General features: G+C 43.0%; 21 protein-coding genes. 5 read left to right on the forward strand and 16 right to left on the reverse strand.

Annotated features, from left to right (window positions below):
• Nucleotides 1-117: 117 nt before the first annotated feature.
• From rnd to IQ209_RS00815, 6 genes are all read right to left on the reverse strand, one after another.
• The gene (rnd, locus tag IQ209_RS00795) at nt 118-1,248 is read right to left on the reverse strand and encodes a ribonuclease D (RefSeq protein WP_193848108.1); all 1,131 of its coding nucleotides are present in this window, start codon (nt 1,246-1,248) and stop codon (nt 118-120) included.
• Nucleotides 1,249-1,341: 93 nt separating this feature from the next.
• Nucleotides 1,342-3,033 carry a long-chain-fatty-acid--CoA ligase FadD gene (gene fadD / locus IQ209_RS00800; RefSeq protein ID WP_193848110.1) on the reverse strand — a complete coding sequence of 564 codons (1,692 nt, stop codon included), beginning with the start codon at nt 3,031-3,033 and terminating at the stop codon, nt 1,342-1,344.
• Nucleotides 3,034-3,491: 458 nt separating this feature from the next.
• Nucleotides 3,492-3,884, reverse strand: coding sequence for a Slp family lipoprotein (locus tag IQ209_RS00805; RefSeq protein WP_304952564.1), 393 nt, complete (start codon nt 3,882-3,884; stop codon nt 3,492-3,494).
• Nucleotides 3,881-4,075 (reverse strand): hypothetical protein, encoded by a 195-nt coding sequence (locus IQ209_RS18645; protein ID WP_304952565.1) that lies wholly within the window; start codon nt 4,073-4,075, stop codon nt 3,881-3,883. Before IQ209_RS18645 ends, IQ209_RS00805 begins: the two co-directional genes overlap by 4 nt.
• A gap of 136 nt (nt 4,076-4,211) precedes the next feature.
• Entirely contained in the window at nt 4,212-4,907 is a 696-nt protein-coding gene (tsaB, locus tag IQ209_RS00810; protein WP_193848112.1) for a tRNA (adenosine(37)-N6)-threonylcarbamoyltransferase complex dimerization subunit type 1 TsaB, read from the reverse strand.
• A gap of 80 nt (nt 4,908-4,987) precedes the next feature.
• Nucleotides 4,988-6,904 carry an ATP-dependent DNA helicase gene (locus tag IQ209_RS00815; RefSeq protein ID WP_193848114.1) on the reverse strand — a complete coding sequence of 639 codons (1,917 nt, stop codon included), beginning with the start codon at nt 6,902-6,904 and terminating at the stop codon, nt 4,988-4,990.
• A 100-nt stretch (nt 6,905-7,004) separates the two neighbouring features.
• Here IQ209_RS00815 and IQ209_RS00820 point away from each other — a divergent pair, with 100 nt between their 5' ends.
• Entirely contained in the window at nt 7,005-7,349 is a 345-nt protein-coding gene (locus tag IQ209_RS00820) for a RidA family protein (protein ID WP_193848116.1), read from the forward strand.
• Between the two features lie 105 nt (nt 7,350-7,454).
• On the opposite strand, the gene mdtI is transcribed toward IQ209_RS00820, so the two are convergent.
• The 3 genes from mdtI to zwf all read right to left on the reverse strand — a co-directional run bounded on the left by mdtI (nt 7,455) and on the right by zwf (nt 10,335).
• Nucleotides 7,455-7,787: a multidrug/spermidine efflux SMR transporter subunit MdtI gene (gene mdtI, locus IQ209_RS00825; RefSeq protein ID WP_193848118.1), complete on the reverse strand. Its 333-nt coding sequence runs from the start codon at nt 7,785-7,787 to the stop codon at nt 7,455-7,457.
• A gap of 1 nt (nt 7,788) precedes the next feature.
• Complete coding sequence (gene mdtJ / locus IQ209_RS00830) at nt 7,789-8,214, reverse strand: multidrug/spermidine efflux SMR transporter subunit MdtJ (protein WP_193848120.1); 426 nt, start codon at nt 8,212-8,214, stop codon at nt 7,789-7,791.
• Between the two features lie 645 nt (nt 8,215-8,859).
• Nucleotides 8,860-10,335, reverse strand: coding sequence for a glucose-6-phosphate dehydrogenase (zwf, locus tag IQ209_RS00835; RefSeq protein ID WP_193848122.1), 1,476 nt, complete (start codon nt 10,333-10,335; stop codon nt 8,860-8,862).
• Between the two features lie 471 nt (nt 10,336-10,806).
• Here zwf and IQ209_RS00840 point away from each other — a divergent pair, with 471 nt between their 5' ends.
• Complete coding sequence (locus IQ209_RS00840; RefSeq protein WP_193848124.1) at nt 10,807-11,655, forward strand: MurR/RpiR family transcriptional regulator; 849 nt, start codon at nt 10,807-10,809, stop codon at nt 11,653-11,655.
• A 234-nt stretch (nt 11,656-11,889) separates the two neighbouring features.
• Nucleotides 11,890-13,332 carry a pyruvate kinase gene (pyk, locus tag IQ209_RS00845; RefSeq protein ID WP_193848126.1) on the forward strand — a complete coding sequence of 481 codons (1,443 nt, stop codon included), beginning with the start codon at nt 11,890-11,892 and terminating at the stop codon, nt 13,330-13,332.
• A 215-nt stretch (nt 13,333-13,547) separates the two neighbouring features.
• Here pyk and lpxM read toward each other — a convergent pair whose 3' ends face one another.
• From lpxM to znuA, 3 genes are all read right to left on the reverse strand, one after another.
• Entirely contained in the window at nt 13,548-14,516 is a 969-nt protein-coding gene (gene lpxM / locus IQ209_RS00850; protein WP_193848128.1) for a lauroyl-Kdo(2)-lipid IV(A) myristoyltransferase, read from the reverse strand.
• A gap of 123 nt (nt 14,517-14,639) precedes the next feature.
• A complete protein-coding gene (gene mepM, locus IQ209_RS00855; protein ID WP_193848130.1) occupies nt 14,640-15,956 on the reverse strand; it encodes a murein DD-endopeptidase MepM in 1,317 nt (438 codons plus the stop codon).
• A 20-nt stretch (nt 15,957-15,976) separates the two neighbouring features.
• Nucleotides 15,977-16,936: a zinc ABC transporter substrate-binding protein ZnuA gene (gene znuA, locus IQ209_RS00860; protein ID WP_193848132.1), complete on the reverse strand. Its 960-nt coding sequence runs from the start codon at nt 16,934-16,936 to the stop codon at nt 15,977-15,979.
• A gap of 52 nt (nt 16,937-16,988) precedes the next feature.
• Here znuA and znuC point away from each other — a divergent pair, with 52 nt between their 5' ends.
• Nucleotides 16,989-17,771: a zinc ABC transporter ATP-binding protein ZnuC gene (gene znuC / locus IQ209_RS00865; RefSeq protein ID WP_193848484.1), complete on the forward strand. Its 783-nt coding sequence runs from the start codon at nt 16,989-16,991 to the stop codon at nt 17,769-17,771.
• Entirely contained in the window at nt 17,768-18,553 is a 786-nt protein-coding gene (gene znuB, locus IQ209_RS00870) for a zinc ABC transporter permease subunit ZnuB (protein ID WP_193848134.1), read from the forward strand. The genes znuC and znuB overlap by 4 nt, the downstream gene beginning before the upstream one ends.
• A 76-nt stretch (nt 18,554-18,629) precedes the next feature.
• Here znuB and IQ209_RS00875 read toward each other — a convergent pair whose 3' ends face one another.
• Genes IQ209_RS00875 through IQ209_RS00890 form a run of 4 tightly spaced genes read right to left on the reverse strand, consistent with a single transcriptional unit; the run spans nt 18,630 to nt 24,915 of the window.
• The gene (locus IQ209_RS00875) at nt 18,630-19,370 is read right to left on the reverse strand and encodes a thioesterase II family protein (protein WP_193848136.1); all 741 of its coding nucleotides are present in this window, start codon (nt 19,368-19,370) and stop codon (nt 18,630-18,632) included.
• Between the two features lie 15 nt (nt 19,371-19,385).
• Nucleotides 19,386-22,697, reverse strand: coding sequence for a condensation domain-containing protein (locus IQ209_RS00880; RefSeq protein ID WP_193848138.1), 3,312 nt, complete (start codon nt 22,695-22,697; stop codon nt 19,386-19,388).
• The gene (locus IQ209_RS00885; RefSeq protein WP_193848140.1) at nt 22,694-23,911 is read right to left on the reverse strand and encodes an aromatic ring-hydroxylating dioxygenase subunit alpha; all 1,218 of its coding nucleotides are present in this window, start codon (nt 23,909-23,911) and stop codon (nt 22,694-22,696) included. Before IQ209_RS00885 ends, IQ209_RS00880 begins: the two co-directional genes overlap by 4 nt.
• On the reverse strand, nt 23,911-24,915 hold the full coding sequence (locus tag IQ209_RS00890) for a ketopantoate reductase family protein (RefSeq protein WP_193848142.1): 1,005 nt from the start codon (nt 24,913-24,915) through the stop codon (nt 23,911-23,913). Before IQ209_RS00890 ends, IQ209_RS00885 begins: the two co-directional genes overlap by 1 nt.
• Nucleotide 24,916: the final 1 nt, after the last annotated feature.

Genomic DNA, 24,916 nt, shown 5'->3' on the forward strand with positions numbered 1-24,916 from the left:
AATAATAGCGCAAGAAGTAAAGACAATATTCCCTGCCTGATATATAGGCAGGGAATAAAATTTACATCTTAAGTACTACATCTCATAAATAAGACCATAATGGTGACTGAATTAACACTATTCCTGAGAATAATTTGCCAATATTTCAGCAACAGGTTCAGCCAGCAACTTGCCTCGCCAGCCTCTGATTAACTCAGGTTGATACTCCGGTGCTTTCAATTTCCAATACCAACAAAGTAATTGATTAATTTGACGGCGAGAAGCCAGCAGTTCAGCACTGAAATGATGGGATTCCCCCACCTGAGTGACCAAAGATTTAATTTCTTTAAACGCCTGACGATAACCAGGATAATCAACCAAATTCACAATTTGAGCCGGACACTCTTCTGCTGGAATATCCCTGCTCTCCGCAACCATCGCCAACAACCGACGACCATGACAACGAATTTCTTGTCCACTCAATCCCAAAGCGTCCAATTCAGCCAAAGAAGTTGGCATATAACGGGCAACCTGCCATAAATTTTCTTCGCGGATCACGAAATTGACTGCCAGATCGCGCTCACGAGCCTGATTTAAACGCCATGCAGCCAGTTTTTTCAAACAGGCCAATTGCCTTGGACGCAATTGCCATGCGTTACCAATATCCTTATAAGCGTATTCCGGCATTAATACTTCTTTACGGCGTTGAGCTATCAAGTTACTTTCATCTTTTGCCGCATCCAAATATCCCACCTGCCCTGTTTTTTCCATCAAAATATCGGCCAATGGTAATAAATAGTAGACATCTGCCGCAGCATATTGACATTGCTTTTCGCTCAACGGTCGAGCCAACCAATCAGTGCGGGATTCACTCTTATCCAATTCGATATGCAAATACTCAGCAACCAATGTCGCAAAGCCACATGACATAGGATGACCAATAAATGCAGCCAGTACCTGAGTATCAATCATGGGTTCTGGCAAGCACTGGAAACTATTACTAAAAACCTCTAAATCTTCACTGCCAGCATGGATAAATTTTAATACGTTCGGATCTGTCAATAGCTCCCTAAAGGGCTGCCATTGCGAAATTTCAAGGGGATCAATCAGAGAAAGTTTTTCACCATCAAACAGTTGTATCAAACCTAATTGGGGATAATACGTCCGTGTACGTACAAATTCAGTATCCAGTGCAATTCTTGCGTGTTTTTTTGCCTGCTCACAGGTTGACTGCAATTGGGCATCGGTAGTAATCAACTGATAATTCAAAACATCATTCTCTTAACCATTCATAAGACATGCACAACAACGCCGGTAAAACCGGCGTTGTTGATGTGCAATGGGATATGGCAATAAATATGCTCAATTTGTAGCAGCATTATCCACTTTTGCCAATTCTTCATTGCGAAGTTCTCTGCGAAGAATTTTACCGACATTCGATTTTGGCAATTCATCGCGAAACTCGATGAGTTTTGGCACCTTATATCCAGTCAGGTAACGACGGCAATGCGTTTTAAGTTCATCCACAGTCAAACTGGGATCTTTGCGTACCACAAATATTTTGACAATTTCTCCTGAGTTCTCACTCGGAACGCCCAATGCTGCTGACTCTAACACTTTAGGATGGGAAGAAACAACATCTTCTACTTCATTTGGATAGACATTAAATCCAGAAACCAGGATCATGTCTTTTTTCCGATCAACAATACTGATAAAGCCTTTTTCATCCACGCTGGCAATATCCCCAGTTGCCAGCCAACCATCTTTCAATACCTCGTCCGTTGCATCAGGGTGATTCCAGTAACCTTTCATTACCTGTGGTCCACGCACCCACATTTCACCTACCTCGCCCGGTGAGACTTCATTGCCATCATTCCCTACCAACTTGATTTCTGTTGAAGCAATGGGGAAGCCAATGCTACCACTGTAATAGGTCAAGTTATGCGGGTTAGCTGAAACTAGAGGTGAACACTCCGTCAATCCATATCCTTCCAGTAGACGACGACCTGTCAGGTTTTGCCATTTTTCAGCCACTACTCGTTGTACGGCCATGCCGCCACCAACAGATAAACGTAATGAGGAAAAATTCAGCTTCTGGAATTCCGCATTATTCAGCCAGGCATTAAATAGCGTATTAACTCCCGATAGCGCCGTGAAGCGATAACGCGATAGTTCCTTGACCGTGCTGTTTATGTCGCGAGGGTTAGTAATCAATAAGTTTTGCCCACCCAATTCAATAAAAAACAGGCAATTTATCGTTAAAGCAAAGATATGGTACAACGGCAATGCAGTTACCACTAACTCTTGCCCAGGCTTTAATAACGGAGAATAACAGGCTTTGGCCTGCTCGAGGTTTGCCAGCATATTACGATGGGTCAGCATTGCACCTTTTGCCACACCTGTGGTTCCCCCTGTATATTGCAGAAAAGCCAAATCCTCGTTTTTCACATCCGGTTTGACATACTGCATACGGTAGCCTTTATGAATCGCACTACGGAACGAAATAGCATCCGGTAAGTGATATTTAGGCACGAGCCGTTTGACATATTTAACGACAAAATCAACAAGGGTTCCTTTGGGACGAGAAAGTTGGTCACCCATGCGTGTTAAAATAACGTTCTTGACTTGCGTATTAAAGACAATCTTTTCTAGGGTATGTGCAAAGTTAGAAACGATAACAATGGCAGATGTGCCACTGTCATTAAGCTGGTGTTCCAATTCACGCGGGGTATAGAGCGGGTTTACATTTACAACAATCATACCTGCACGCAGAATACCAAATAGTGCCACGGGGTATTGCAGTAAATTGGGCATCATCAATGCCACGCGATCCCCTTGTTTCAGCCCCAGACCATTCTGTAAATAGGCAGCAAAGGCACGGCTACGCTCTTCCAATTTACGGAAAGTCATTACCTCGCCCATATTGATAAATGCGACTTGATCGGCATAACGCGCTACAGCATTTTCAAACATTTCAATCAACGACGAATAACGATCGGGATCGATTTCTGCCGGAACATCTGCCGGATAATGTTTTAGCCAAACTTTTTCCAAGTTGAATACTCCTGAAATCTAATTGCGATGTAACCACTGACCATAAAACAAACCTGACTTGTATATTTAACAAATTATTAACTCAGCGTACCAGTTTGCAAAGCAACAATGTTCAGGTTGGCGATACACATCACTAATTTAATACTATCAATGACTGCAAAAAAATAAGGCAGCTTTTGCCGCCTGAATATTTTTTATTATTTATCAAGTAATTAGTTAAATTATTAGCACTTGGATTTATAATTAGTTAATTATACACTGATTTACTAATTTTTGGTTTGGAGTCTTACCATTATTCCAAACAGTTATAAATAAAACATATCAGTTAAAGGATAATTATTAGGAGTTCATGTCACAAAACCACGGAAAGTTATCTCTTTTACAGACAGGATAACCCCAGGTATCCCCAGTGGCAGACAAATACCTGCCACCAGATCCCCTTTGGTTGGCAAGAAGGTTTATTCAGTTAAAATTGTTTCAACTGATACAGGCTGGAGTGGTGAGTAACCGCGCCAAAACGGATCATAAGGGTTGCCATAATAGCCCCATAGATCAGTTCCTACAGCCGGAGGAAAAATCATTCTCTGAGATTCATACCAACGTTTCACCCCTGTTGCATTCATCACAACGTAATTATACGGACTATTGCCTATTTTTCCTTTTTCAAGACCAGTAATCAGACCTACAACAGTCACATAATGATCTTTAAAATCACTGGGTTCTAAAAAAGTATTCACGTAGGCATAAATTCGTCCGAAAGAAGGTGCATCCAAACGAGGGGAAGCATTGCCGGTTAGTGGCATGGCAGATATTTCTAATCGAGTCTGGCTTTTTTCATTCAAGACACTCAATACCTTGCCGCCAAATCTCCCTTCATGCCCAATGTATAACTCAGGCATATTCTGACAGAAAGCAGATTTTCCACAGGTGTTTTAGTCGTTCCTTTAATAACATCAGGAACTGACACACAGCCCGCAAGTACCAGGGTTCCTAATAATGTCACCACTTGCAATATGCTTCGATAGTGTGTCCCATTGAGCATAACGCCTCCAACGTCAAAAAATCTTATTAGATAGACTAACCTCCATCTAGTTAGCCATACTCTAGCCCTTTATACTCCATGGACACCGCTTTCTGCCACAAGTTACATGAATTTTATTGCACCAGGCAAAAGCGCCTTAACGGCCCGGCAATTTTTTCCATGTCACTTCATTACGTAAGTAAACGGGTTCAGCATGTTCAACCGCTGTCGCTTCCCCCGCTTCCCACATCTGAATAGCCAACGGCAGCATATCTTCCGCATGAGGCAAAGTAACATCGCTTGCTGTCAGAATTAAATGGCTGTCTAATAATTGAGGATAGGCTTCCCATCCCGTTCCAGCAATTCCCCATTCTCCTGACAAGGAATTCATAATCTCTTGCACTTGTTCAGGTTTCAAAACTGCTTCCGTTTCATCACCCTGCCATTCACCCTGTGAATTACGCGTGTATTGTCCCCAGTAAACTTCCCCCATCCGCGCATCAATAGCAACTAAAACGTTTGTTGCTCCTTTTAAACGAAAAGCTCCTTGTGCCATTGTTTTCAGTGAGGAAACACCAATCATCGGTAATTCAGCGCCCAATGCCAGCCCTTGGGCGATACCAATACCAATCCGTACACCGGTAAAACTGCCCGGTCCACGGCCAAACGCTAACGCATCCAATTGTTGCAGGTTCACACCACCTTTTGATAAAACCGCTTGAACCATTGGTAAAATACGTTGAGTGTGTTCCCGTGGGGAAATTTCAAACTGTGCCTCGATAGCACCTTCATTCCAAAGCGCAACAGAACAGGCTTCAGTTGCAGTATCAATAGCTAAAATTCGCGTGGACATGCCTTAACTCCGGCAAGATATAGGATTCAAAACAAGGGGCTATACTACCATAGCCCCAACATCATCGCCCTGACATTTTATTACCCAGACCGCGGTGGGCGTGAGTTCAGAAACGCAATTGCTTTTGATAAATCACGGGTACGGGAAGCAGGAGGCAGGCTGTTTAGAAAAACCTCACCGTATGGACGCATCACCAGCCGATTATCACAAATAACCACAACGCCATAATCATCAATATCGCGGATCAGGCGCCCAACGCCCTGCTTCAAATCAATCACGGCATCGGGAAGCTGGACCTCGTGAAAAGCATCTCCGCCCTTAAGTTGGCAATCCTCAATACGGGCCTTAAGCAAAGGATCATCCGGTGCAGTGAACGGCAATTTATCAATAACAACACAGGACAATGCATCACCGCGGACATCCACCCCTTCCCAAAAACTGCCGGTCGCCACCAGCAATGCATTACCCGCAGAGATAAATTGTGTCAGAAGTTGTGTCTTGCTCGTTTCACCCTGTACCAATACTGGTAATGTCATACTGGCACGGAACTCTTCCGCCAAACTGCGCATCATTTGGTGAGAAGTACAGAGGAAAAAACAGCGCCCTTTATTGCTTTCAATTAATGGTTTCAACATACGAGCCAGCCATTTTGCACCACCATTTTGATTCGGTGATGGCAAATGACGCGGAACACATAATAACATTTGACGTTGATAATCAAATGGACTCGACAAGAGTAATGTTTGGGCTTGGTTTAACCCCAAACGTTCAGTGAAATGACTTAGCTGTTCATTAACCGATAATGTTGCCGATGTAAAAATCCAACTACCTGATTGTTCACGGATCATCTCACTAAATTTGTCGGCAACAGATAACGGAGTTAGTGCCAGTAAAAAATGACGCCCATAACTTTCGAACCAATAGCTATAATTAGGTATACTGACATCAATCAGACGCTTAAGACGATGGCGGTAAACCGTTGCCCGTTCAAAAGCCGCATCCAACATGGTTGAACGCCCTAAAGAGAGTTTCATCACGTCGTAACAAAGCTCAAGGGCATCATCCAACCGAACTAATGCACGCTGAACTTGCTGCTGTTGCAAGGTTTCACGAAGATTACCCCGATAACTGTTTTCCCCCAATGACAAACGAAAATCTTGTGCACTTTGGCTGAGACGATCTGCACTTTTTTGCAATTGTGCCTGATCCCGCACTTCAGTACGGTAAGCCATGATGATATCACGCGATAAATCCATCAATTGGCGGCTACTTAACTGCTGACCAAAATATTGGCTGGCAATATCAGGGATCTGGTGAGCCTCATCGAAAATCACCACATCAGCCTGCGGGATTAATTCACCAAATCCGGTATCCTTAACCACCATATCTGCCATAAACAGATGATGGTTAACAATTACCACATCGGCTTCCATCGCTTTTCGACGGGCTTTCAGAACGAAACATTCCTGATAGCATGGGCAATCACTGCCAAGACAATTGTCATTAGTACTCGTGACCAATGGCCAAACCGTGCTATCTTCCGCCACTTGATGACAGGTGCTGATATCACCATCTTTTGTATGGCCTGACCAATGCTTCAATTTGATAACTTCCGCCAAGACTTCAGCTTCTAACTGGGAATTACCGATTGACTGTTGTTCAAGGCGTTCTAGGCATAAATAATTTGAGCGCCCTTTTAATAGCGCCAGATTGCCGGTAAAACCTAACGCATCAACGATAGTGGGTAGATCTCGATTGTAGAGCTGATCCTGCAATGCCTTAGAACCAGTAGAAATAATTACTTTTTTACCCGAGCGCAAAGCAGGTACCAAATAAGCAAATGTTTTACCGGTTCCGGTTCCCGCTTCTACGACCAATTGTTGCTGTTTTTTAATCGCAGCGGTAATAGCCGAAGACATTTCCCGCTGGGCATCGCGTGGCTTGAAACCTGGTATGGCTTTGGCTAGTATGCCATTTTTCGCAAAATCGTCTGACACAAACAGTCTCTTTCAATAAAATGTGGCAGAATTATGCCAATACTGAGTTGTAATAACTACTCAATTCGGCAAAAAACTGGATAAATTAACAGGAGATTTAATGACTATTAAACGCATTGATCCAGATACCCGTTGGTCAGAAGCGGTCGTTCACAATGGCACTATCTATTATACCAGCGTACCAGAACAACTGGACGGTGATATTACAGAGCAAACCGCCGATACTCTGGCAGCCATTGATACCCTGTTACACCGTCTTGGTTCAGATAAGAGCAAAATCCTGGATGCTACGATTTTTCTGGCGGATAAGGCTGATTTTGCAGGCATGAACGCCGCTTGGGGTGCATGGGTTGTTGCTGGAAGTGCGCCAGTCCGCTGTACTGTTCAAGCAGCATTGATGGATCCTAAGTATAAAGTAGAAATCAAAATTATTGCGGCTTTATAATCTGCACTTATCAAACAAACATGACATTGAATGAGTTATTGCTCGTTCAATGTCATGTTTAGAAATAAATTTACAAAATGAAATTTAAGGAATGGAGAGTAAAAATCAAGCCATCTTAATAATGATTATGCCTATCAATAGCAGCACAATACCGCTCCATCCCTTAAAATTCAGTCGTTGATTAAACATTATCCAACCCGCTGCCACTGTAGCAATAATGCCGAATGCACCCCATAAGGCATAAGCAATGGAAAGTTCTATCCCTTTCACTGCCTGGGCCAATGCACTAAATGCGCCCAAAACAGTAACCAGAGACAAAATACCCATCCAGAAGCGCTGAAATCCATTGGATAATTTCAATAAAATATTTGCCACAATTTCCAAAACAACAGCCAAAATCAGGAACGCGCCATGCCACCATTCAAATTGAGTTAGCATATCATGCCTCCCTGATTTGCTTGTTCGAAATATTATTTAATGCTCTTGATGGGTTATTTTGGGATGTACTGCTTTTTGCTGCATTGTTTGAAGCCTGACCTTTGCTCTTTTTCTCTCCCATCTTGATCAAGGCAATTCCAGCCATCAACAATACCAATCCACTCATTTTCATCAATGACAGTGATTCGTTGAACCACATTACACTAAAAGTGGTAATAAACAGGATCCCAATACCTTCCCACAGTGCATAAGCCACGCCTAATGCCACTTTTTTTACAGCAACGGCCAGCAAAATATAAGAAGTTGTGATCATGGTGTACATCACGATCATGCCTGTAAAATCACCCGAAACACTGGCTTGTTTCATTGACAGAGTACCAATCACTTCTGTCACAATCGCCAATACAAGAAACACCCAATAAATCATTTTTTCTCTCCTGAACATACTAATAAGCATGCCAAGATATCCAGCTATAAAGGCCAACAAAGTCGGCGAAATATGCAATTACGCAATATCAGAATCAAACTGACTTTTTAGCGAAATACTTTGGCAAACGAAAATTGCCGGTGAAGAACCGGTTAGCAGGAGAAGGCCCTAAAGAGCGCCGCACCAGTAGTGCTCACTGGATAAGATAGTTGAGAGGAAAAAAACATGGGTACAACGTTGAATTTTATTACTATGTTGAATGTTGACGCTTTTGGCGCTATTCATGATGTTTTTATTCTTTCATCACACGACAATGGTATAACTATCGCACGATATACTACGAACCCTCATATTAGTAAATGAATGATGTATTTCTATCATAGCCCAAAATAAAAAGCAATGGTTTGTATTTGGTTAATCAAACTCTACTTTTAGTAAAAAAGTGTTATAAGTTTTTGTTTATAATTAAATTTACTTATTAAGGCAACAAATTTAGTATCTCGCTTAGGCAAAAATGAAAGTCATTTTCTTCCCCTAAAATTTCGCAAATGCAAAGCATAAATATTTTTATAAACATCAGCCGGACATTAGATCCGGCTGTTATTTTATCAATAAGTAACTTAATGCGCGTTAAAAACACGCAGATTATTCAAATTCATTCCATGAACGACCATCACGTGTAATCATAGCGATAGAAGCCACTGGTCCCCACGTACCTGCCTGATAAGGTTTGGGGGGTTCATTATCCGCCGCCCATGCATCTATAATGGAATCCACCCATTTCCAAGCTTCTTCCACTTCATCACGACGGACAAACAATGCCTGAATGCCACGCATTGCTTCCAACAATAACCTTTCATAAGCATCAGCAAGATGCGTCTGGTTAAATGTCTCAGAGAAACTCAGATCCAGTTTGGTCGTTTGCAACCGGTGTTTATGTTCCAGTCCTGGGGCTTTATTCAGCACTTCAATATCAATACCTTCATCTGGCTGCAAGCGAATTGTCAATTTATTTTGAGGTAATTGCTGGTAGGATTCTGCAAATAGATTCAGAGAAGGTTCTTTGAAATAGACGACAACTTCAGAACATTTAGCTGGCAACCGCTTTCCTGTCCTCAGGTAGAAAGGCACGCCAGACCAGCGCCAGTCATCAATATCGACACGAATCGATACAAAAGTTTCCGTTTTACTGGCTTTATTCGCCCCCTCTTCTTCCAGATAACCGGGAACTTTCTTACCATGTACAAAACCTGCGGTATATTGCCCGCGAACCGTTTTTTCCCTGACATTGGTCTGATCAATCCGGCGCAATGAACGCAGCACTTTCACTTTCTCATCGCGAATGCGATCTGCTGTTAGGTCAGCCGGTGGTGACATGGCAATCATAGTCAGAATTTGCAGAAGATGATTTTGGATCATATCGCGCATCTGCCCCGCCTGATCGAAATAACCCCAACGCCCTTCGATACCAACTTCCTCAGCAACGGTAATTTGCACATGATCAATCGTGTGATGATCCCAATTATTGGCGAAAAGCGAGTTGGCAAAACGCAACGCTAACAAGTTCAATACCGTTTCTTTCCCCAAGTAATGGTCAATACGGTAAATTTGATTCTCATTGAAATATTTTGCAACTTCATCATTAATCGCTCTGGAAGAAGCAAGATCTGTTCCCAGCGGTTTTTCCATCACCACACGGTTAGGTTCCGTATTCAGCCCCGCAGCGCCCAATCCATGGCATACTGCTCCAAATGTACTTGGAGGCATGGCAAAATAGTGAATAGTGGGCAAGTCATCTTTATTAATTATTTTTGCCAATTCGGTAAAATGCCCTGTCTCATTTACGTCCAAATTACAAAATTCCAGACGTGAACTCAGCTTCTTCCACAGTTCTGGATCTGGTTTCTCGGACATAAATGTCACCAATGCTTCTTCAACAACTTTGGTGTAGGCTTTTTTATCCCAGTCAGCTCGACCGACGCCGATAATTCGGGTATCAGGATGGATATAACCCGCTTTTTCCAACTGGTAAAGGGAAGGCATTAATTTCCGGCGTGCTAAGTCTCCTTTCGCCCCAAAAATTACCAAATTACAAGCCTGAGCTGTAGACGTCACCGCCATGTTGCATCTCCTCAATTACGGGATATTGTAATTTTTTTACAGAATCTGTGGGTAATGTACTCTTTTGGTTATATGCAGTAAACACTGATTATTCATGGATTATTCATATAGCTCTTCGTATTTCACGTTACTTCTGAATTAGCGACAAAATGAAATCCATCGGACACAGACTATTAAATAACCGCACATCCGTTTTCTGTACACTGCTTTTACAACCATGGTAATTTTGTATTCACTAACAATGTGGTCAGAATTAATACCAAGCAGTGATTGTAAACTGAAAATTTACAACGATTAAGAAGTAATCTTACCAAGTTGAAAGTTAGACACTTGTCATATTTTCATGAAAAATCCCATGCTATCCGGTTATTGCCACTGCCAGCATTCAATAACAAGTAGTATATTTTCATGAAAATGAAATAGATTTCTCCTGTTAATGAAATCGTTAAAACCGAGGTTGAACTTCGTTTTATGAACACACTGGAACGGCTCCAAAATAGTCTTGATGTTTTGAGTAAGTCAGAGAAAAAGGTTGCGCAGGTCATCCTTGCTTCACCACAAACTGCCATCCATTCAAGCATTGCCACTCTGGCTAAAATGGCGAATGTGAGTGAACCGACGGTTAATCGTTTTTGTCGTCGCCTCAACACCAAAGGGTTTCCTGACTTTAAATTGCATCTGGCACAGAGCCTTGCCAATGGTACACCTTATGTGAACCGCAATGTGGAGGAAAGTGACAGCGTCACCTCTTATACAAACAAAATTTTCGAATCAGTAATGGCAAATCTGGAAACGGTCAAAAGTAATCTGGATATTGTAGCCATTAACCGGGCAGTCGACCTTCTGACACAAGCCAGAAAACTCTCTTTTTTTGGTTTGGGGGCATCAGCCGCTGTAGCCCATGATGCCATGAACAAATTTTTTCGCTTCAGTATTCCAGTAACCTATTTTGACGATATTGTGATGCAACGAATGAGCTGCATTAGCAGCACTGAAGGAGATGTTGTTGTATTAATTTCCCATACTGGAAGAACAAAAAGCCTGGTAGAAATTGCTAAACTGGCCCGTGAGAACGATGCAACAGTGATCGCCATTACCTCGACAGGCTCCCCATTAGCACACGAAGCAACCCTCCCCATTCTGTTGGATGTACCCGAAGATACAGATATCTATATGCCGATGGTCTCAAGAATTGCTCAATTAACCATCATTGATGTGCTGGCAACGGGTTTTACACTGCGCCGCGGTTCAAAATTCAGAGATAATTTGAAGAGGGTCAAAGAAGCGTTGCGTAATTCACGGTTTGATAAGCCTGAATAAACCAGAAAATAGACTGTGTTTTTGTTCACTATTTATCAACTCTCCAGACTGATAGCATATGTAGACTTTTCCCCCACTGCCTATTCGCAGTGCGAGGTTAATAATCAATAAATAAATTAAATGGTTATCCTACGGTAATCAATAACTCATATACCCAATGGATTTCAAGTTTCCCCCAACGACGCGGCAACTTGAAAAACAAAAGGTATACTTCATAGGTCAACGGAGTAATACATGTCGAGACGGCTCAGAAGAACAAAAATCGTCACTACACTTGGCCCAGCTACAGATCGTGACGACAATCTAGAAAAAGTTATCCAAGCGGGGGCCAATGTCGTCCGTCTTAATTTCTCTCATGGCACTGCGGAAGATCATATCCAACGTGCTAATAAAGTGCGCGAAATTGCTGCCCGTTTAGGTTGTCATGTTGCCATCCTCGGTGACCTTCAAGGGCCTAAAATACGCATATCCACCTTTAAGGAAGGAAAAATTTTCCTGAATGTTGGGGATAAATTCCTGCTGGATGCCAATCTAAGTAAAGGGGAGGGAGATAAAGAAAAAGTCGGTATTGACTATAAAGGTTTGCCCTCTGATGTAATGACGGGTGATATCCTGCTATTAGATGATGGACGCGTTCAATTGAAAGTCCTGGAAGTCCAGGGGATGAAAGTCTTCACGGAAGTGACTGTAGGAGGCCCGCTTTCCAACAATAAGGGCATCAATAAATTGGGCGGCGGGTTATCAGCCGAAGCACTGACAGTAAAAGATAAGGAAGATATCATCACAGCAGCCAAAATTAGTGTTGATTATCTTGCTGTTTCTTTCCCTCGTTCAGGTGAAGATTTGAATTATGCGCGCCGTCTCGCACGAGATGCAGGCTGTGAAACCCAAATCGTTGCAAAAGTTGAGCGGGCGGAAGCTGTTAGCAGTGACGAAATTATTGATGAAATTATTCTGGCATCGGATGTTGTCATGGTCGCTCGTGGTGATCTCGGTGTTGAAATTGGCGACCCTGAACTGGTTGGTGTACAGAAGAAACTGATCCGCCGCGCTCGCCAACTGAATCGTGTCGTGATTACAGCCACACAAATGATGGAATCCATGATCACCAACCCAATGCCGACGCGTGCTGAAGTCATGGATGTCGCCAATGCGGTACTGGATGGTACTGATGCTGTTATGCTCTCTGCTGAAACAGCCGCGGGTCAGTATCCTGCGGAAACCGTTGCCGCTATGGCACAAGTCTGTCTTGGCGCGGAAAAAATGCCAAGTGTCAATGTTTCCAAACATCGCCTGGATATTACATTTGATAGCATTGAAGAAGCGATTTCAATGTCTACCATGTACGCAGCCAACCATCTGAAAGGCGTCAAGGCAATTATTGCCATGACTGAATCTGGTCGCACGGCGCGCATGATGTCCCGCATCAGTTCTGGCCTGCCTATCTTCTCTATGTCTCGCCATGAATCAACCTTAAACCGCGCCGCCCTTTATCGTGGTGTGACGCCTGTTTATTGTAGCTCACATACTGACGGGATCGCTGCGGCAAATGAAGCAGTGAATCGCCTGCGCGATAAAGGCTATCTCATCTCTGGGGATTTGGTACTCGTGACTCAAGGTGATCAGATGGGAACTATTGGCAGTACCAATACCTGTCGCGTACTTGAAGTAGAATAATAGGCTCTTGAAGTAGAATAATAGGCTATATATATTACCAATCGCCTTTCAAGATGCGTCTTATATCTCCCCGCTTCGCGGGGAGATATAAACAATCACATTGATTTGCAAGCTGCAACTTGAAGTTTAATGCGTATAAGGGGCAGTATACTCATTTATTAATTGCTCTCACTCACAGCAATCCATTATTCAAATGAAGATAATTACCCTAATAATCACAGATCTTCCCTTTTATAAGGCTCAATATCCCCTGCTTTGCGCGTCTTAAGCAATTTTAAGATCCAAGTGTATTGTTCAGGATTCGGCTTCACCAACTCTTCCAGTTCCTCATTCATCCGACGAGCAATATAAGCATCATCCTGTCCTGCAATATCCTCTATGGGTGGGCGGATATAAATGTCCAACTGATGAGTTTGCCAATTATAAACCGGAAATAACGGAACAATAGCCGCGCGGCAAACTTTCATTAAGCGTCCAAGTGCAGGCAAAGTCGCCTTATAAGTGGCAAAAAAATCGACAAATTCGCTGTGTTCTTCGCCATGATCCTGATCGGGCAAATAGTATCCCCAAAAGCCTTCACGCACTGTAGAGATAAAGGGTTTAATTCCCGCATCACGGGAATGCAAACGACCACCAAAGTGACAGCGCGCTTTATTCCATAAGTAATCAGCCACGGGATTACTTTGATGATGAAACATCGCTGATATTTTTTGGCCACGTGCAGCCAATAACATCGCGGGAATATCAACAGACCAGCCATGTGGAACCATAAAAATCACATTTTTGTCTTGGGCATTTAAGGCTTGAATAATCTCCTCGCCATGCCATTGGGTACGTTTAAGTGTCGATTTTGCTCCCCTGAGACAAAGCTCCGCCAGCATAACAAACGATTGAGGAGCGGTAGCAAACATGCGATCAATCAGCGCTTCATGCTGTTGTTCCGTTAACTCAGGAAAACAGTAAATTAAATTGATTTTTGCCCTGCGACGAGCACTTTTCGCTTTTCTTCCCGCCCAAATACCTATCCTGGCCAGGAATGGATCACGCCATTTTACAGGGACATAAGACAATCCTGCCAATATACCCACGCCAGCCCAAAGCCCCCAATAACGGGGATGTAAATAAGCTCGATGAAACCGAGGGACATATCCCAATTTACTATCTGTATCTTTTTCTTTATTCATGAGCTAACTCTGATGATCCCGATATTTGCTTTCAAGGCGAAAGTTTACAACAAAAAATAAGATAAAAGCGGATGATAGTAATCATCCGCTTTTATCTCTGTCAATAATAGGAAATTGATACACTTAATCTAGCAACAATTGAGGCTTAGTCTCTTGAACCATTGCTACATATTCTGCACGCTCTTTACCACTCAACCCACCAGAACGCGGTAATTTTGCAGTGAGTGGGTTAACCGGTCTCTGGTTGTCCCAGAATTCAAAGTGCAAATGTGGGCCTGTTGAGCGCCCCGTATTCCCTGATAGCGCAATACGTTCGCCCCGTTTCACTTTCTGACCCGGTTTTACCAGTATTTTCCTCAAGTGCATATATCGAGTTGTATATTGACGACCGTGCCGAATAGCAACGAAATTACCGGCTGCACCATCAAATTTAGCGACAACAACTTCACCATCACCGACTGCCAAAACGGGAGTTCCTACTGGCATAGCAAAATCAACCCCTTTGTGTGCTGTAATTCTGCCGGTTACTGGATTTAAGCGGTGAGGATTGAAAGAAGAAGATACTCTGAACTGTTTAGTTGTAGGGAAACGCAGGAAACCACGCTCAAGACCGGAAGCATTGCTATCGTAAAAACGACCATCATTGGACCGGAAGGCATAATAATCATTGCCACCACTCTGTAAGCGAACACCTAATAATTGGCTCTGTTCATTTTTACCATCAAGCATTTCACGGGACATCAGCACAGAAAAACGATCGCCTTTACGCAATTTGCGGAAATCTATCTGCCATTGCAATGCTTTTGTCACTTCTCTGGCTTCACTGCTTGTTAGTCCAGCAACCAGAGCACTATTATTAAAACTGCCATCAACTGTACCTGTGATGACACTGTTTTTCCATTCTCCCTTCTGAAACTCTTGCGTTTGTTTAAAAGTATCCCCTTCGCGAGTATAAACGCGAGTTTCACGGCGTGATATATCCCAAGTCAGCGTTTTTAAATTCCCATTATCGTCAGTAGTCCACGATAATGACTGACCAATACCTAAATTACGCAATGACTTATATTGATTTGCTAACAAAGCAACATCAGAGGAATCAATTCCGAACTGAGTTAAAATCGAACTCAGGGTATCACCACTGGAGACAACATATTGGTGCGGAACATTTACTGCTGTATCAACAGAACTGCCATCATCATCCCCAATGCCCTCATTGGGGAGTTGTTCATTAGCATCCCCAGCGACATCATCCGTTGCTTCTGGAATGCTATCGGGAGTACTGAGAATAATGCTACCTGTCCGTTCTTCTCGTTCATGGTAAACAACAGGTCGCCATATCGCGATAGCCAAAGTGACCAACGTTAGAGATCCAAGCATGATCTTGTGTGGTTTAGGCAGGTTGTTGTATACCAGAACGATAGTTTTAGCTATCTGCTGCACTAATAAAATTCCTTACTGTACTAATTCAGGCAGCTCGCGTATTGTTTTGATAGCTGAGTTATAAATTTCATGTAGCTATCTTTATCCAATACGATACCACTCCCTAAAGGATCAAGTATTCCAATACGTACATCAGTACCTTTTGCTACGGCATGAATAACGGCTGGCTTAAATTGAGGTTCAGCAAAAATACACCTTGCTTTCTGCTCAACCAATTGTGTTCGTATTTTGTGTAACCTCTGCGCCCCAGGCTGTATTTCAGGATTGACCGTAAAAACACCTAGCGGAGCCAATTGGTAGTGTTTTTCAAAATAACCATACGCGTCATGAAAAACAAAATAACCCTGCTTTTGTGCAGTCTTTAAAACATAAGTAATATTCTTATCAGTTTGTGCAAGCTGTCCATTGAATTTACGTAGGTTTACTTCTAATTGCTGTTTTTGTTGAGGATATTGTTCAACAAGCTGATCATATATTGCCTGAGCGGCTTTTTCCGCAATCTCTGGAGAAAGCCAAATATGCATATTATATTCCCCGTGATGATGATGTTCGTGATTTTCCTCATATTTATGCTGATATGATTCAGCATCAGAATCATTACCCTCTTCACTATTTTTCAATAATAGTGGCTTAATAGTCGATAATTCAGCCAGTGACAGTTGTTTATTCCGTTCAATTCTAGCTATCGGTTTCGCCAAAAAGGTCTCCATATCTGGGCCGATCCAAACAACCAAATCGGCCTGATTAATTTTCTGTACATCCAGAGGCCGTAACGCATAATCATGTGGAGAAGCACCATCAGGAAGAAGTACTTGAGTCTTTGTTACACCATCAGCAATGGCAGCAGCAATAAAACCCAATGGCCGAATGGATGTGACAACATCGGCCTTTGCAGAGCCATTCACTCCTGCCACTAACACAGTAGCTAATGCGATTTTATGAAAAAATTTATGCGCGTATTTCTGTGAGTTGTGTAACATAATATGAATATTCCATGCAGAAAATTGAATTATGTTATATTATAACATTCCAATGATTCTGCAAGACACTTTTAATTCACCAACTATGATTACCTTAAAAAATATTACGGTTGAATTTGGTAACCGCAAGGTATTAAACAATATTTCATTCAATCTCAAGCAAGGGAAAATTCTGACGCTGATCGGCCCAAACGGTGCGGGAAAATCAACGCTGGTTCGCGTCGTTCTTGGTTTAGTCCAACCCACTTCGGGCACTATTGAACAGAACCCCGCGGCGAGAATTGGTTATGTCCCGCAAAAACTTAACCTTGATCCCACTCTGCCCCTGACTGTTAAGCGTTTTATGCTGCTAAGGCCCAATGTGAAACCCGCAGATATCATGCCGGTATTAAATCGAGTCAAGGCTGCTCACTTATTGGAGCAACCCATGCAAAAGCTGTCTGGTGGAGAAACTCAGCGAGTACTACTCGCCAGGGCTTTGCTGAACCACCCCCAGCTTTTGGTTCTTGATGAACCAACACAAGGCGTGGATGTCAATGGCCAACTGGCGCTTTATGACTTAATCAACCAAATCAGAACAGAGCTTAATTGCGCTGTACTTATGGTATCCCATGACCTGCACTTGGTAATGGCGAAAACAGACGAAGTTTTATGCCTTAATCAGCACATTTGTTGCTCTGGCACACCAGAAGTGGTGTCAATGCACCCAGAGTTTATTGCAATGTTTGGGCATCATGGCGCAGAGCAACTGGCAGTTTACCGCCATCACCACAATCATCATCACGATCTTAGAGGGAAAGTTATTTTGAAAAATGTTGGGGAATCACGTCGATGATTGAATTATTGCTCCCCGGCTGGCTCGCCGGTATTTTTTTGGCAATTGCCGCAGGGCCTCTTGGTTCTTTTGTCGTTTGGCGCAAAATGTCCTATTTTGGCGATACACTGGCACACGCATCACTGCTTGGTGTTGCATTTGGTTTCTTACTGAATGTGAACCCATTTTATGCGGTGATTGCAGTAACACTTATCTTAGCCACTATTTTGGTTTGGCTAGAAAAACGCCCGCAATTAGCTGTTGATACCTTATTGGGCATTCTGGCTCACAGTGCCTTGTCGCTGGGCTTAGTTGTCGTTAGTTTTATGACCAGTGTCAGGGTCGATCTAATGGCTTATTTGTTTGGCGATTTATTGTCCGTAACTTACGAAGATCTCTGGTTGATTGCGGCCGGTGTCGCGATTGTGACTGGATTACTGACATGGAAATGGCGTGCCCTGCTATCAATGACCGTTAGTCAAGATTTGGCTTTTGTCGATGGCATTAAAATTCAACGTCTGCGTGTTTTACTGATGTTAGTGACAGCATTAACGATTGGGCTGGCAATGAAATTCGTCGGCGCGTTAATTATCACCTCTCTGCTGATCATCCCTGCCGCGACCTCCCGTCGTTTCTCCCGCACACCTGAACAAATGGCCGTTTTTGCAATTATTGTCGGTATGCTTTCTGTTACGGGAGGGTTAACATTATCGGCGTTTTATAACACGCCGGCAGGCCCTTCCGTTGTACTTTGTTCAGCAATGTTATTTGCATTGAGCTTAACGTTCAAGGCAAGAAACTGATTTTTAACGGCAATTCAAATACAACTAACAAGGGTTATATTTAGGTAAGTTATAACCCTTTCCAATAGGCAAAGTGTCACATTGGTGATAATGCAGACAACATAACCTCTATAACCCGCCTTTTATTCTGATCGATAAAAAAATGATCTCCCTGAATATATTGTATCGTTAAATCTTCGCTGGATAATTCTGACCAAGCATAAAGTTCAATTGGTTTAACGTCAGGATCGGAATTACCACTTAAAACAGTGACTGGGCTTTTTAGGACAAATCGTTCTGGCTGATAGGTTTCAGCCATCTTGAAATCAGCCCTTAAAACCGGCAGCAATATATCCATAAGTTCATCATTTAACAATATCTCATCAGTGGCGCCATTAATTTTCTGTAGCTCACGGATAAATTCGTCTTGAGGCAAGTTATGAGTATAAGGATAATTCTCCTTCAAATGAGGGGCTGGACACCCTGACGCAAAGAAGTGGACAGGAACAGGATAAGCACGGGATTGCAATTGACAAGCAAGTTCAAATGCCACACGGCAGCCCAGGCTATGTCCAATAAATACATAAGGGATCTGCGTAATAAATGCAGCATGAGCGATTAACTCATCGACCAGAGAAGGCAAATCTTCATACAAGGTTTCACCCATTCGAGTTGCCCGCCCTGGCGGCTGAACTGCGACTATCTCAATATCATTATTAAAATACGCTGCCCAATCAAGATAAGTTCTCGCAGATCCCCCCGCATAGGGAAAGCAAAAGAGTCTCAACCTCGGGCAGCTGATCGGTTTTGGTATAATAAACAACTTATTATTTTCCAAACTACACTCCTCAAATCACTTGCCGATATGCCTATTATCATGACGTATTCTTTCTTCTACCAACGTAATCAAATTTTTCAAGGATGCTTGTTGATAGAAGGTTTTGAGTTTTACCTCAATAGCGAAATGTGCGTTGATTTTTGCCAGCAAACGCACTGCCATCAAGGAATCCCCCCCTAGCTGAAAGAAATTATCTTCCGGCGAAACAATATGGCGATTTAGCGCCTCGCTAAAATGGCTCAAGACTTGTTTAGCTATATCAGAATCCAAGTCGTATTCCAGATGTTCCTCTGCATCAGGAAAGATTTGGTTCCCCCCTAACGCCAATAAAGCCGCAGTATCGATCTTATTGTTAATTGTATAAGGAATGGCTTCAATTACCCGCAGTTGTGTTGGGATCATGTAATCCGGCAATTGGCCTTGCAGATACTGTTTGACCTTATCAATAAGTTCTTGCGCACTTCCCGTAAACCGCGGAGATGCAACCAAGTAGCCACAAAGCCGTTCATGGAGCTGTTTTTCAATCACGACCACGGCCTTATCAATATCCGGCACCTGCTTAATCCACGACTCAATCTCTTCCGGTTCAATCCTGTAACCACGAAGTTTGATCTGATTATCCTTTCTCCCCAGGCATAAGAGTTTATTATCCATGGTAAAACAAGCCAGATCGCCAGTTTTGTAAAGCCGTTTCCCATTAACTTTTGAGAAGGGATCTTCAATGAATGCAGCGGCTGTTAAATCCGGGCGTTGCCAATATCCTTTAGCTACTCCCTCCCCACCAATGCATAATTCACCAATCACGCCAGAGGGTTGATGGCAACCCCTTTCATTCAATACATACATCTGTGTATTAGCTATGGGAGAACCTATCGGTAACACGCCATGATAACGTTGGTTTGATTCAGCAGCGATATTCAACCGCTCCACGCAACAACCAACGACAGTCTCTGTCGGTCCATATTCATTAAAACACCTACTTTCTGGCGCGATTGTTTTGAGATAGCCCAGATAAGCACGACTCATTTGCTCACCACCGATCACTATGACTTTAACATCCAGCGGAGTCTGCTTCTGCCCCATGCTTAATGCTAAATGCTCCAATTGTGAAGGCGTCGTTTTCATCAATCCTAAAGGCTGATTTAGCTCAAATAAGCGCAATAATGCCTCATTTTGGCTGACCTGCGCAGAAAAAAGTATGACGTATCCTCGTGCAATTAATGGCAGAAGCAAACTCGTAATAGTGGCATCAAACCCGAAGGAAGTGGTCACTGGCACACCCAATCCCCCCAAATCAGACGTACCTGACGGCATATAAGCCTGTGTTGCCCAATTGAGATAGTTGTTAAGGCCCTTGCGATAAATTTCGACACCTTTTGGCTTCCCTGTCGTACCGGAGGTATAAATCATGTAGCAAAGGCAGTCATTTTCTGCAATGAGTTTCCAACGAGGAATCAAAGGGATGCAGCCTATGTGATTATCATCATCTCTTATTTCCCATTCGCTGTTTAATTCAATGACGGGTATATCGAAACGCTCCATTGCCGCCAATAAAGATGCATTTTTGCCCGCGATCTTATCTTCTATCACTATGGCATCGGGGATGGCATCTTGAACAATCAGCAACAGACGGTTGAGGGGTAATTGGCTATCTACCGGTATCCATACAATACCTTCAATCAAGCAAGCAACAATCGTGGCTAGGGACAAGGGGGTGGCGCCAGAGAAAATGACCACCTTAGACTGCCGTGATGAACCTGAAATAATATGACTGCGTAATTCGTCAGCTACCCATTGGCTTAAGTGGTACAGTTTCTTATAACTGAGTCGTCCAGTTCGCGATTCGTCCCAATATTCAACCGCCGTTAGCTCAGGTTCAGCGTCCAATTGACGGAAAAAATGATGACAAAAATCCTCTTGAAAGACAGTGTCAGTCTGGTTGAATGCCAGGACTTGACGTTGGTAATCAGCTTCATTCAACAAAGGTTGCGCCAACACCGTCTGATCAACATCAAAAACCATCGCCGTACACAATTGCTGATAACTGTCGCTTAATATTTCAGCATAATCTGCGGCAACATGTGCGTATTGATATTCAAAACTTAACGCTACGGTATCAGCGTGATTAACCACAAACAACGTCAATGGGAATTTACCCCCAACGGGTATCAACTCATGTTGACGAGATCGGGTTCCGGGCAATGCCCAATCTCCCTGACCAACAAAATAGTTGTACATCACATTGAATAAGGGGGACTGCGGGATTTGCTGGGCATGGCTGACACGACGTACAATATGGCTGTAAGGCAATTGCTGGTGTTCAATACCATTGTAAAGCTGGCGACTAAGCTGGGCTGCAATATCGGCAAAACTGATTTGCGGATGGAATATCACTTTAATCGGCAACACATTGATAAAATAACCTATCGTTTTCTCCAAACGCTGATCATCTCGCAAAGAAGCCGGTACCCCAAACACTATGGCTTGCTGTCCCGTCAGCCGATACAAAAGAGAAGCATATAGGGTAAAATAACCCAGTGCGGGTGAAATACCCAAAGTAGCGGCACAATCATTGAAGGAGGTCACTAAAGAAGGGGCTAGCTGGCACCGGATCATACCACCTTGCTCACTTTTCGATGGAACAGGATTACCAATAGCCAGTTCCAAGCGTCCATCTACTCCTTCAAGTTCTGTCAACCAATATTCTTCATCATTAGCCAGATAATCACCGCGCAGCAATTCATCCTGCCAGCTGGCAAATTCAGCGTATTCAAGGAGATCAGTATCACCGCTCGGTAACGAGCCCCCCGCATACACTGTCGCAATATTATTAAGAATCAATGCCACTGAATCATTGTCGCAAATCAGGTGATGGAGGCAAAAATGCAAAATGTGGCTTTGCTCTCCTAACTTGAACAATAAAAAACGTGCCAAACCGGGTTTTCCCAAAGTAAATGGGGTTTCCAAATTATGCTGACAGTGCATTAATGCCTGTTGCAGACGCTCATCATTATCTGATGCGATGCTTTGCCTAGATAGATCTATCACAGTAACGGGTAAGTCAATCTCAGGATAGATATGCTGAACCAATCCCTGATCGCTTTCGACAAATGCGGTACGGAAAGCTTCACTGTTTTGTACCGTCTGGGCAATCGCATCCAGCAATTTATCCTGATCTAATGAGCCAACTAATTCGTAGGTTACGGGTACGATGTAAAGCTGTTTTGCAGTTAATTGTTCTGCCAACCACAAATCTTGCTGGCCAGCAGAGACCGGCACTTCATCAATCTCAAAATCAGCACGCTCCAGATCTCTTATCTCACTCATACCTTGTTTGCTCCCTTACCACTTTGGTTCAAAATGGCTGCCAAATTGCGATGCAACTGCACAATAAGGGATTCCGCTTCGCCATACAGCAGACTCGGCGCGGTGCATACTTCCAGATTTCTTTGGACTTGCTCAATCGCCTCGTAATCTTCTTCAAGGGCTTCTGCCAGGTATTCCACATCCAGTTGACATACCTCGCTTATCGCCTCATCTGTTTTATGGATAAAGTTGAACGTCTTCGACCAAGTTTGGTTTACCGACACAGGATGATAAAAAGAGACAAAAACATGATAAGGCTGTACCCCGATAATCACATTGGGGAACAGCAAATAAGTGGCTACCATCTCCCGACGTGTCTTATGTGGTGTTTGTCGACGAACCTGAGCCAAATTTTTCAGTGGAGTCAAAATCCGTCCATGCTGGGCAAAAGAATCCAATGAATAAAGCTGACCATTTAATGTGGGAGCCAGGCTGTTTCGGTGCAGAGACTGAACATGATAATATTCAATAAAATTTTCAATCAGTAATTTCCAGTTAGCTTTAATCATCCTTTCACGGGAATTCAACAATTGGTGCTGTTCAAAGCCGATAGCGGAAATTTGATCATCAATGGCAGAAAACCAATGTTCCAGCGAAAAGTCAGGCATAGATTCACCCGGCATTTGCCACAACATACTAAACTTTTGTTGGGTACCAATTGCATTAAGCGAACGATATTGATCGGGTATTTCAGGGAAAGCTTCTCGCCAACGAGCAGCTATTAGATGGCCTTGATGACTGAATGACCAACTGTGATAAGGACAAACAAAGGCTTTTTTGCACCCTTCCTTGTGATGTTCAAGTCTGGCTCCCCGATGAGGGCAGACATTTTCAAATACGGCACAACGATTATCATCGACTTTACTCACGATCATCGGAACACGCCCCTGATAATCGACTGTAATAAAATCCCCTACTTTTTCCAATGATTGGATGGGGGCTATAAACTGGGGAATACTTTTCCACAGTTCTTTCTGTTCGTAATTGAAATAATCCTGGCAAACATAATGCTTAATTTGGCTCTCATATATTCCAACCGGTTCAGTCGCAATATGAGAGTGACGCTGGCCGATCATATCGACGAAATAATCAGCATAAGGAGAAAATACGTTATTCAGAACACCTTCACCACCTTCAGGTAACATGACTGTAGTATCGATTGTAGTATTACTCATTAGGCATCTCCTTCAACCAGAATCGTTTTCGTGAATGTCTGAGATTGGGTTATATATGTGTTATAAAAATCGAAATAACGATAAACAAAATTCAAATTTGGCGTGGCAATGTCTATTCGTTGGCTAAGTTTGACCAAGGAAGCCAGTAAGGTATCTGCCTCTGTTTCCCGGCCATTGATCACATCCAACACCAAAGAAGAATTAAAATCGGGAATTGACATTAAATACTCCACAGACTGACGCCGGAAACTTTCGCTATCTTTGACATATCCGGTTTTTTCGCCAATAGCAGCACACTCGTCAATAATCGATTGAATAACAGATCGGGAAGCATGATTACGCATCGCTGTATATACGCCGATACGAAGTAATCCGCATACAGAGGCCGCCGCATTGAGCGTGTTTTTGGCAAACGCTTTATGTCCGATATCTTCACAACCTTCGAAGGGAATGCCGACTCGGTTGAGTAAACCCAAAACCGCCAAACTATCCGCTTCTGCCTGTTCGGTCAGTTCAATGCATCCAAGATAACTGGTTTTAAGAAACATCAATCTCAGGTGTTGTTTGCGATGCAAAGTCACCGAGAAGTTGAGTACACCACGGATGACCGTGATACCTAATGCTTCGTCAATAAAGGTTTGTTCTGTGGTAAATCCATTTTGGAATATGATAACAGGGCTACGGAGCCGATGTTTATTGCGCGATAATTGCTGACAAATATGCTGATTGGAAACCGTCTTGCTGCACACATACAATTGATCAAAATCTTTAGACAGAAAGTCTGCATAATCAGTGAAATGACCATCAATAACGATACTGCCGAGATCCTTGCTGATTGCCTGCTCATGATTTGTATCATCACTGAGTTGTATGTGACTGATAGGTAATGTCTGGTTTCTTATTCCTCGTGAAGATAATAAAAAAACCTGACATCCTTGTTTCTTGCATTGATGAGCCAAATAACATGCAACCGCGCCTGTACCAATAATGCCTATCCTCAGCATA

The sequence above is a fragment of the Xenorhabdus sp. BG5 genome (assembly GCF_015163665.1).
Taxonomy (GTDB): Bacteria; Pseudomonadota; Gammaproteobacteria; order Enterobacterales; family Enterobacteriaceae; genus Xenorhabdus.

Excerpts from the sequence above, each read along its gene's own strand:
- IQ209_RS00885 (WP_193848140.1), bottom strand. The coding sequence starts at position 23,911 with ATGAGTAATACTACAATCGATACTACAGTCATGTTACCTGAAGGTGGT.
- lpxM (WP_193848128.1), bottom strand. The coding sequence starts at position 14,516 with ATGAATAAAGAAAAAGATACAGATAGTAAATTGGGATATGTCCCTCGG.
- mdtI (WP_193848118.1), bottom strand. The coding sequence starts at position 7,787 with ATGCTAACTCAATTTGAATGGTGGCATGGCGCGTTCCTGATTTTGGCT.
- mdtJ (WP_193848120.1), bottom strand. The coding sequence starts at position 8,214 with ATGATTTATTGGGTGTTTCTTGTATTGGCGATTGTGACAGAAGTGATT.
- IQ209_RS00820 (WP_193848116.1), top strand. The coding sequence starts at position 7,005 with ATGACTATTAAACGCATTGATCCAGATACCCGTTGGTCAGAAGCGGTC.
- IQ209_RS00880 (WP_193848138.1), bottom strand. The coding sequence starts at position 22,697 with ATGAGTGAGATAAGAGATCTGGAGCGTGCTGATTTTGAGATTGATGAA.
- znuC (WP_193848484.1), top strand. The coding sequence starts at position 16,989 with ATGATTCTGCAAGACACTTTTAATTCACCAACTATGATTACCTTAAAA.
- pyk (WP_193848126.1), top strand. The coding sequence starts at position 11,890 with ATGTCGAGACGGCTCAGAAGAACAAAAATCGTCACTACACTTGGCCCA.
- znuA (WP_193848132.1), bottom strand. The coding sequence starts at position 16,936 with ATGTTACACAACTCACAGAAATACGCGCATAAATTTTTTCATAAAATC.
- IQ209_RS00840 (WP_193848124.1), top strand. The coding sequence starts at position 10,807 with ATGAACACACTGGAACGGCTCCAAAATAGTCTTGATGTTTTGAGTAAG.
- zwf (WP_193848122.1), bottom strand. The coding sequence starts at position 10,335 with ATGGCGGTGACGTCTACAGCTCAGGCTTGTAATTTGGTAATTTTTGGG.
- IQ209_RS00890 (WP_193848142.1), bottom strand. The coding sequence starts at position 24,915 with ATGCTGAGGATAGGCATTATTGGTACAGGCGCGGTTGCATGTTATTTG.
- tsaB (WP_193848112.1), bottom strand. The coding sequence starts at position 4,907 with ATGTCCACGCGAATTTTAGCTATTGATACTGCAACTGAAGCCTGTTCT.
- znuB (WP_193848134.1), top strand. The coding sequence starts at position 17,768 with ATGATTGAATTATTGCTCCCCGGCTGGCTCGCCGGTATTTTTTTGGCA.
- IQ209_RS18645 (WP_304952565.1), bottom strand. The coding sequence starts at position 4,075 with ATGCTCAATGGGACACACTATCGAAGCATATTGCAAGTGGTGACATTA.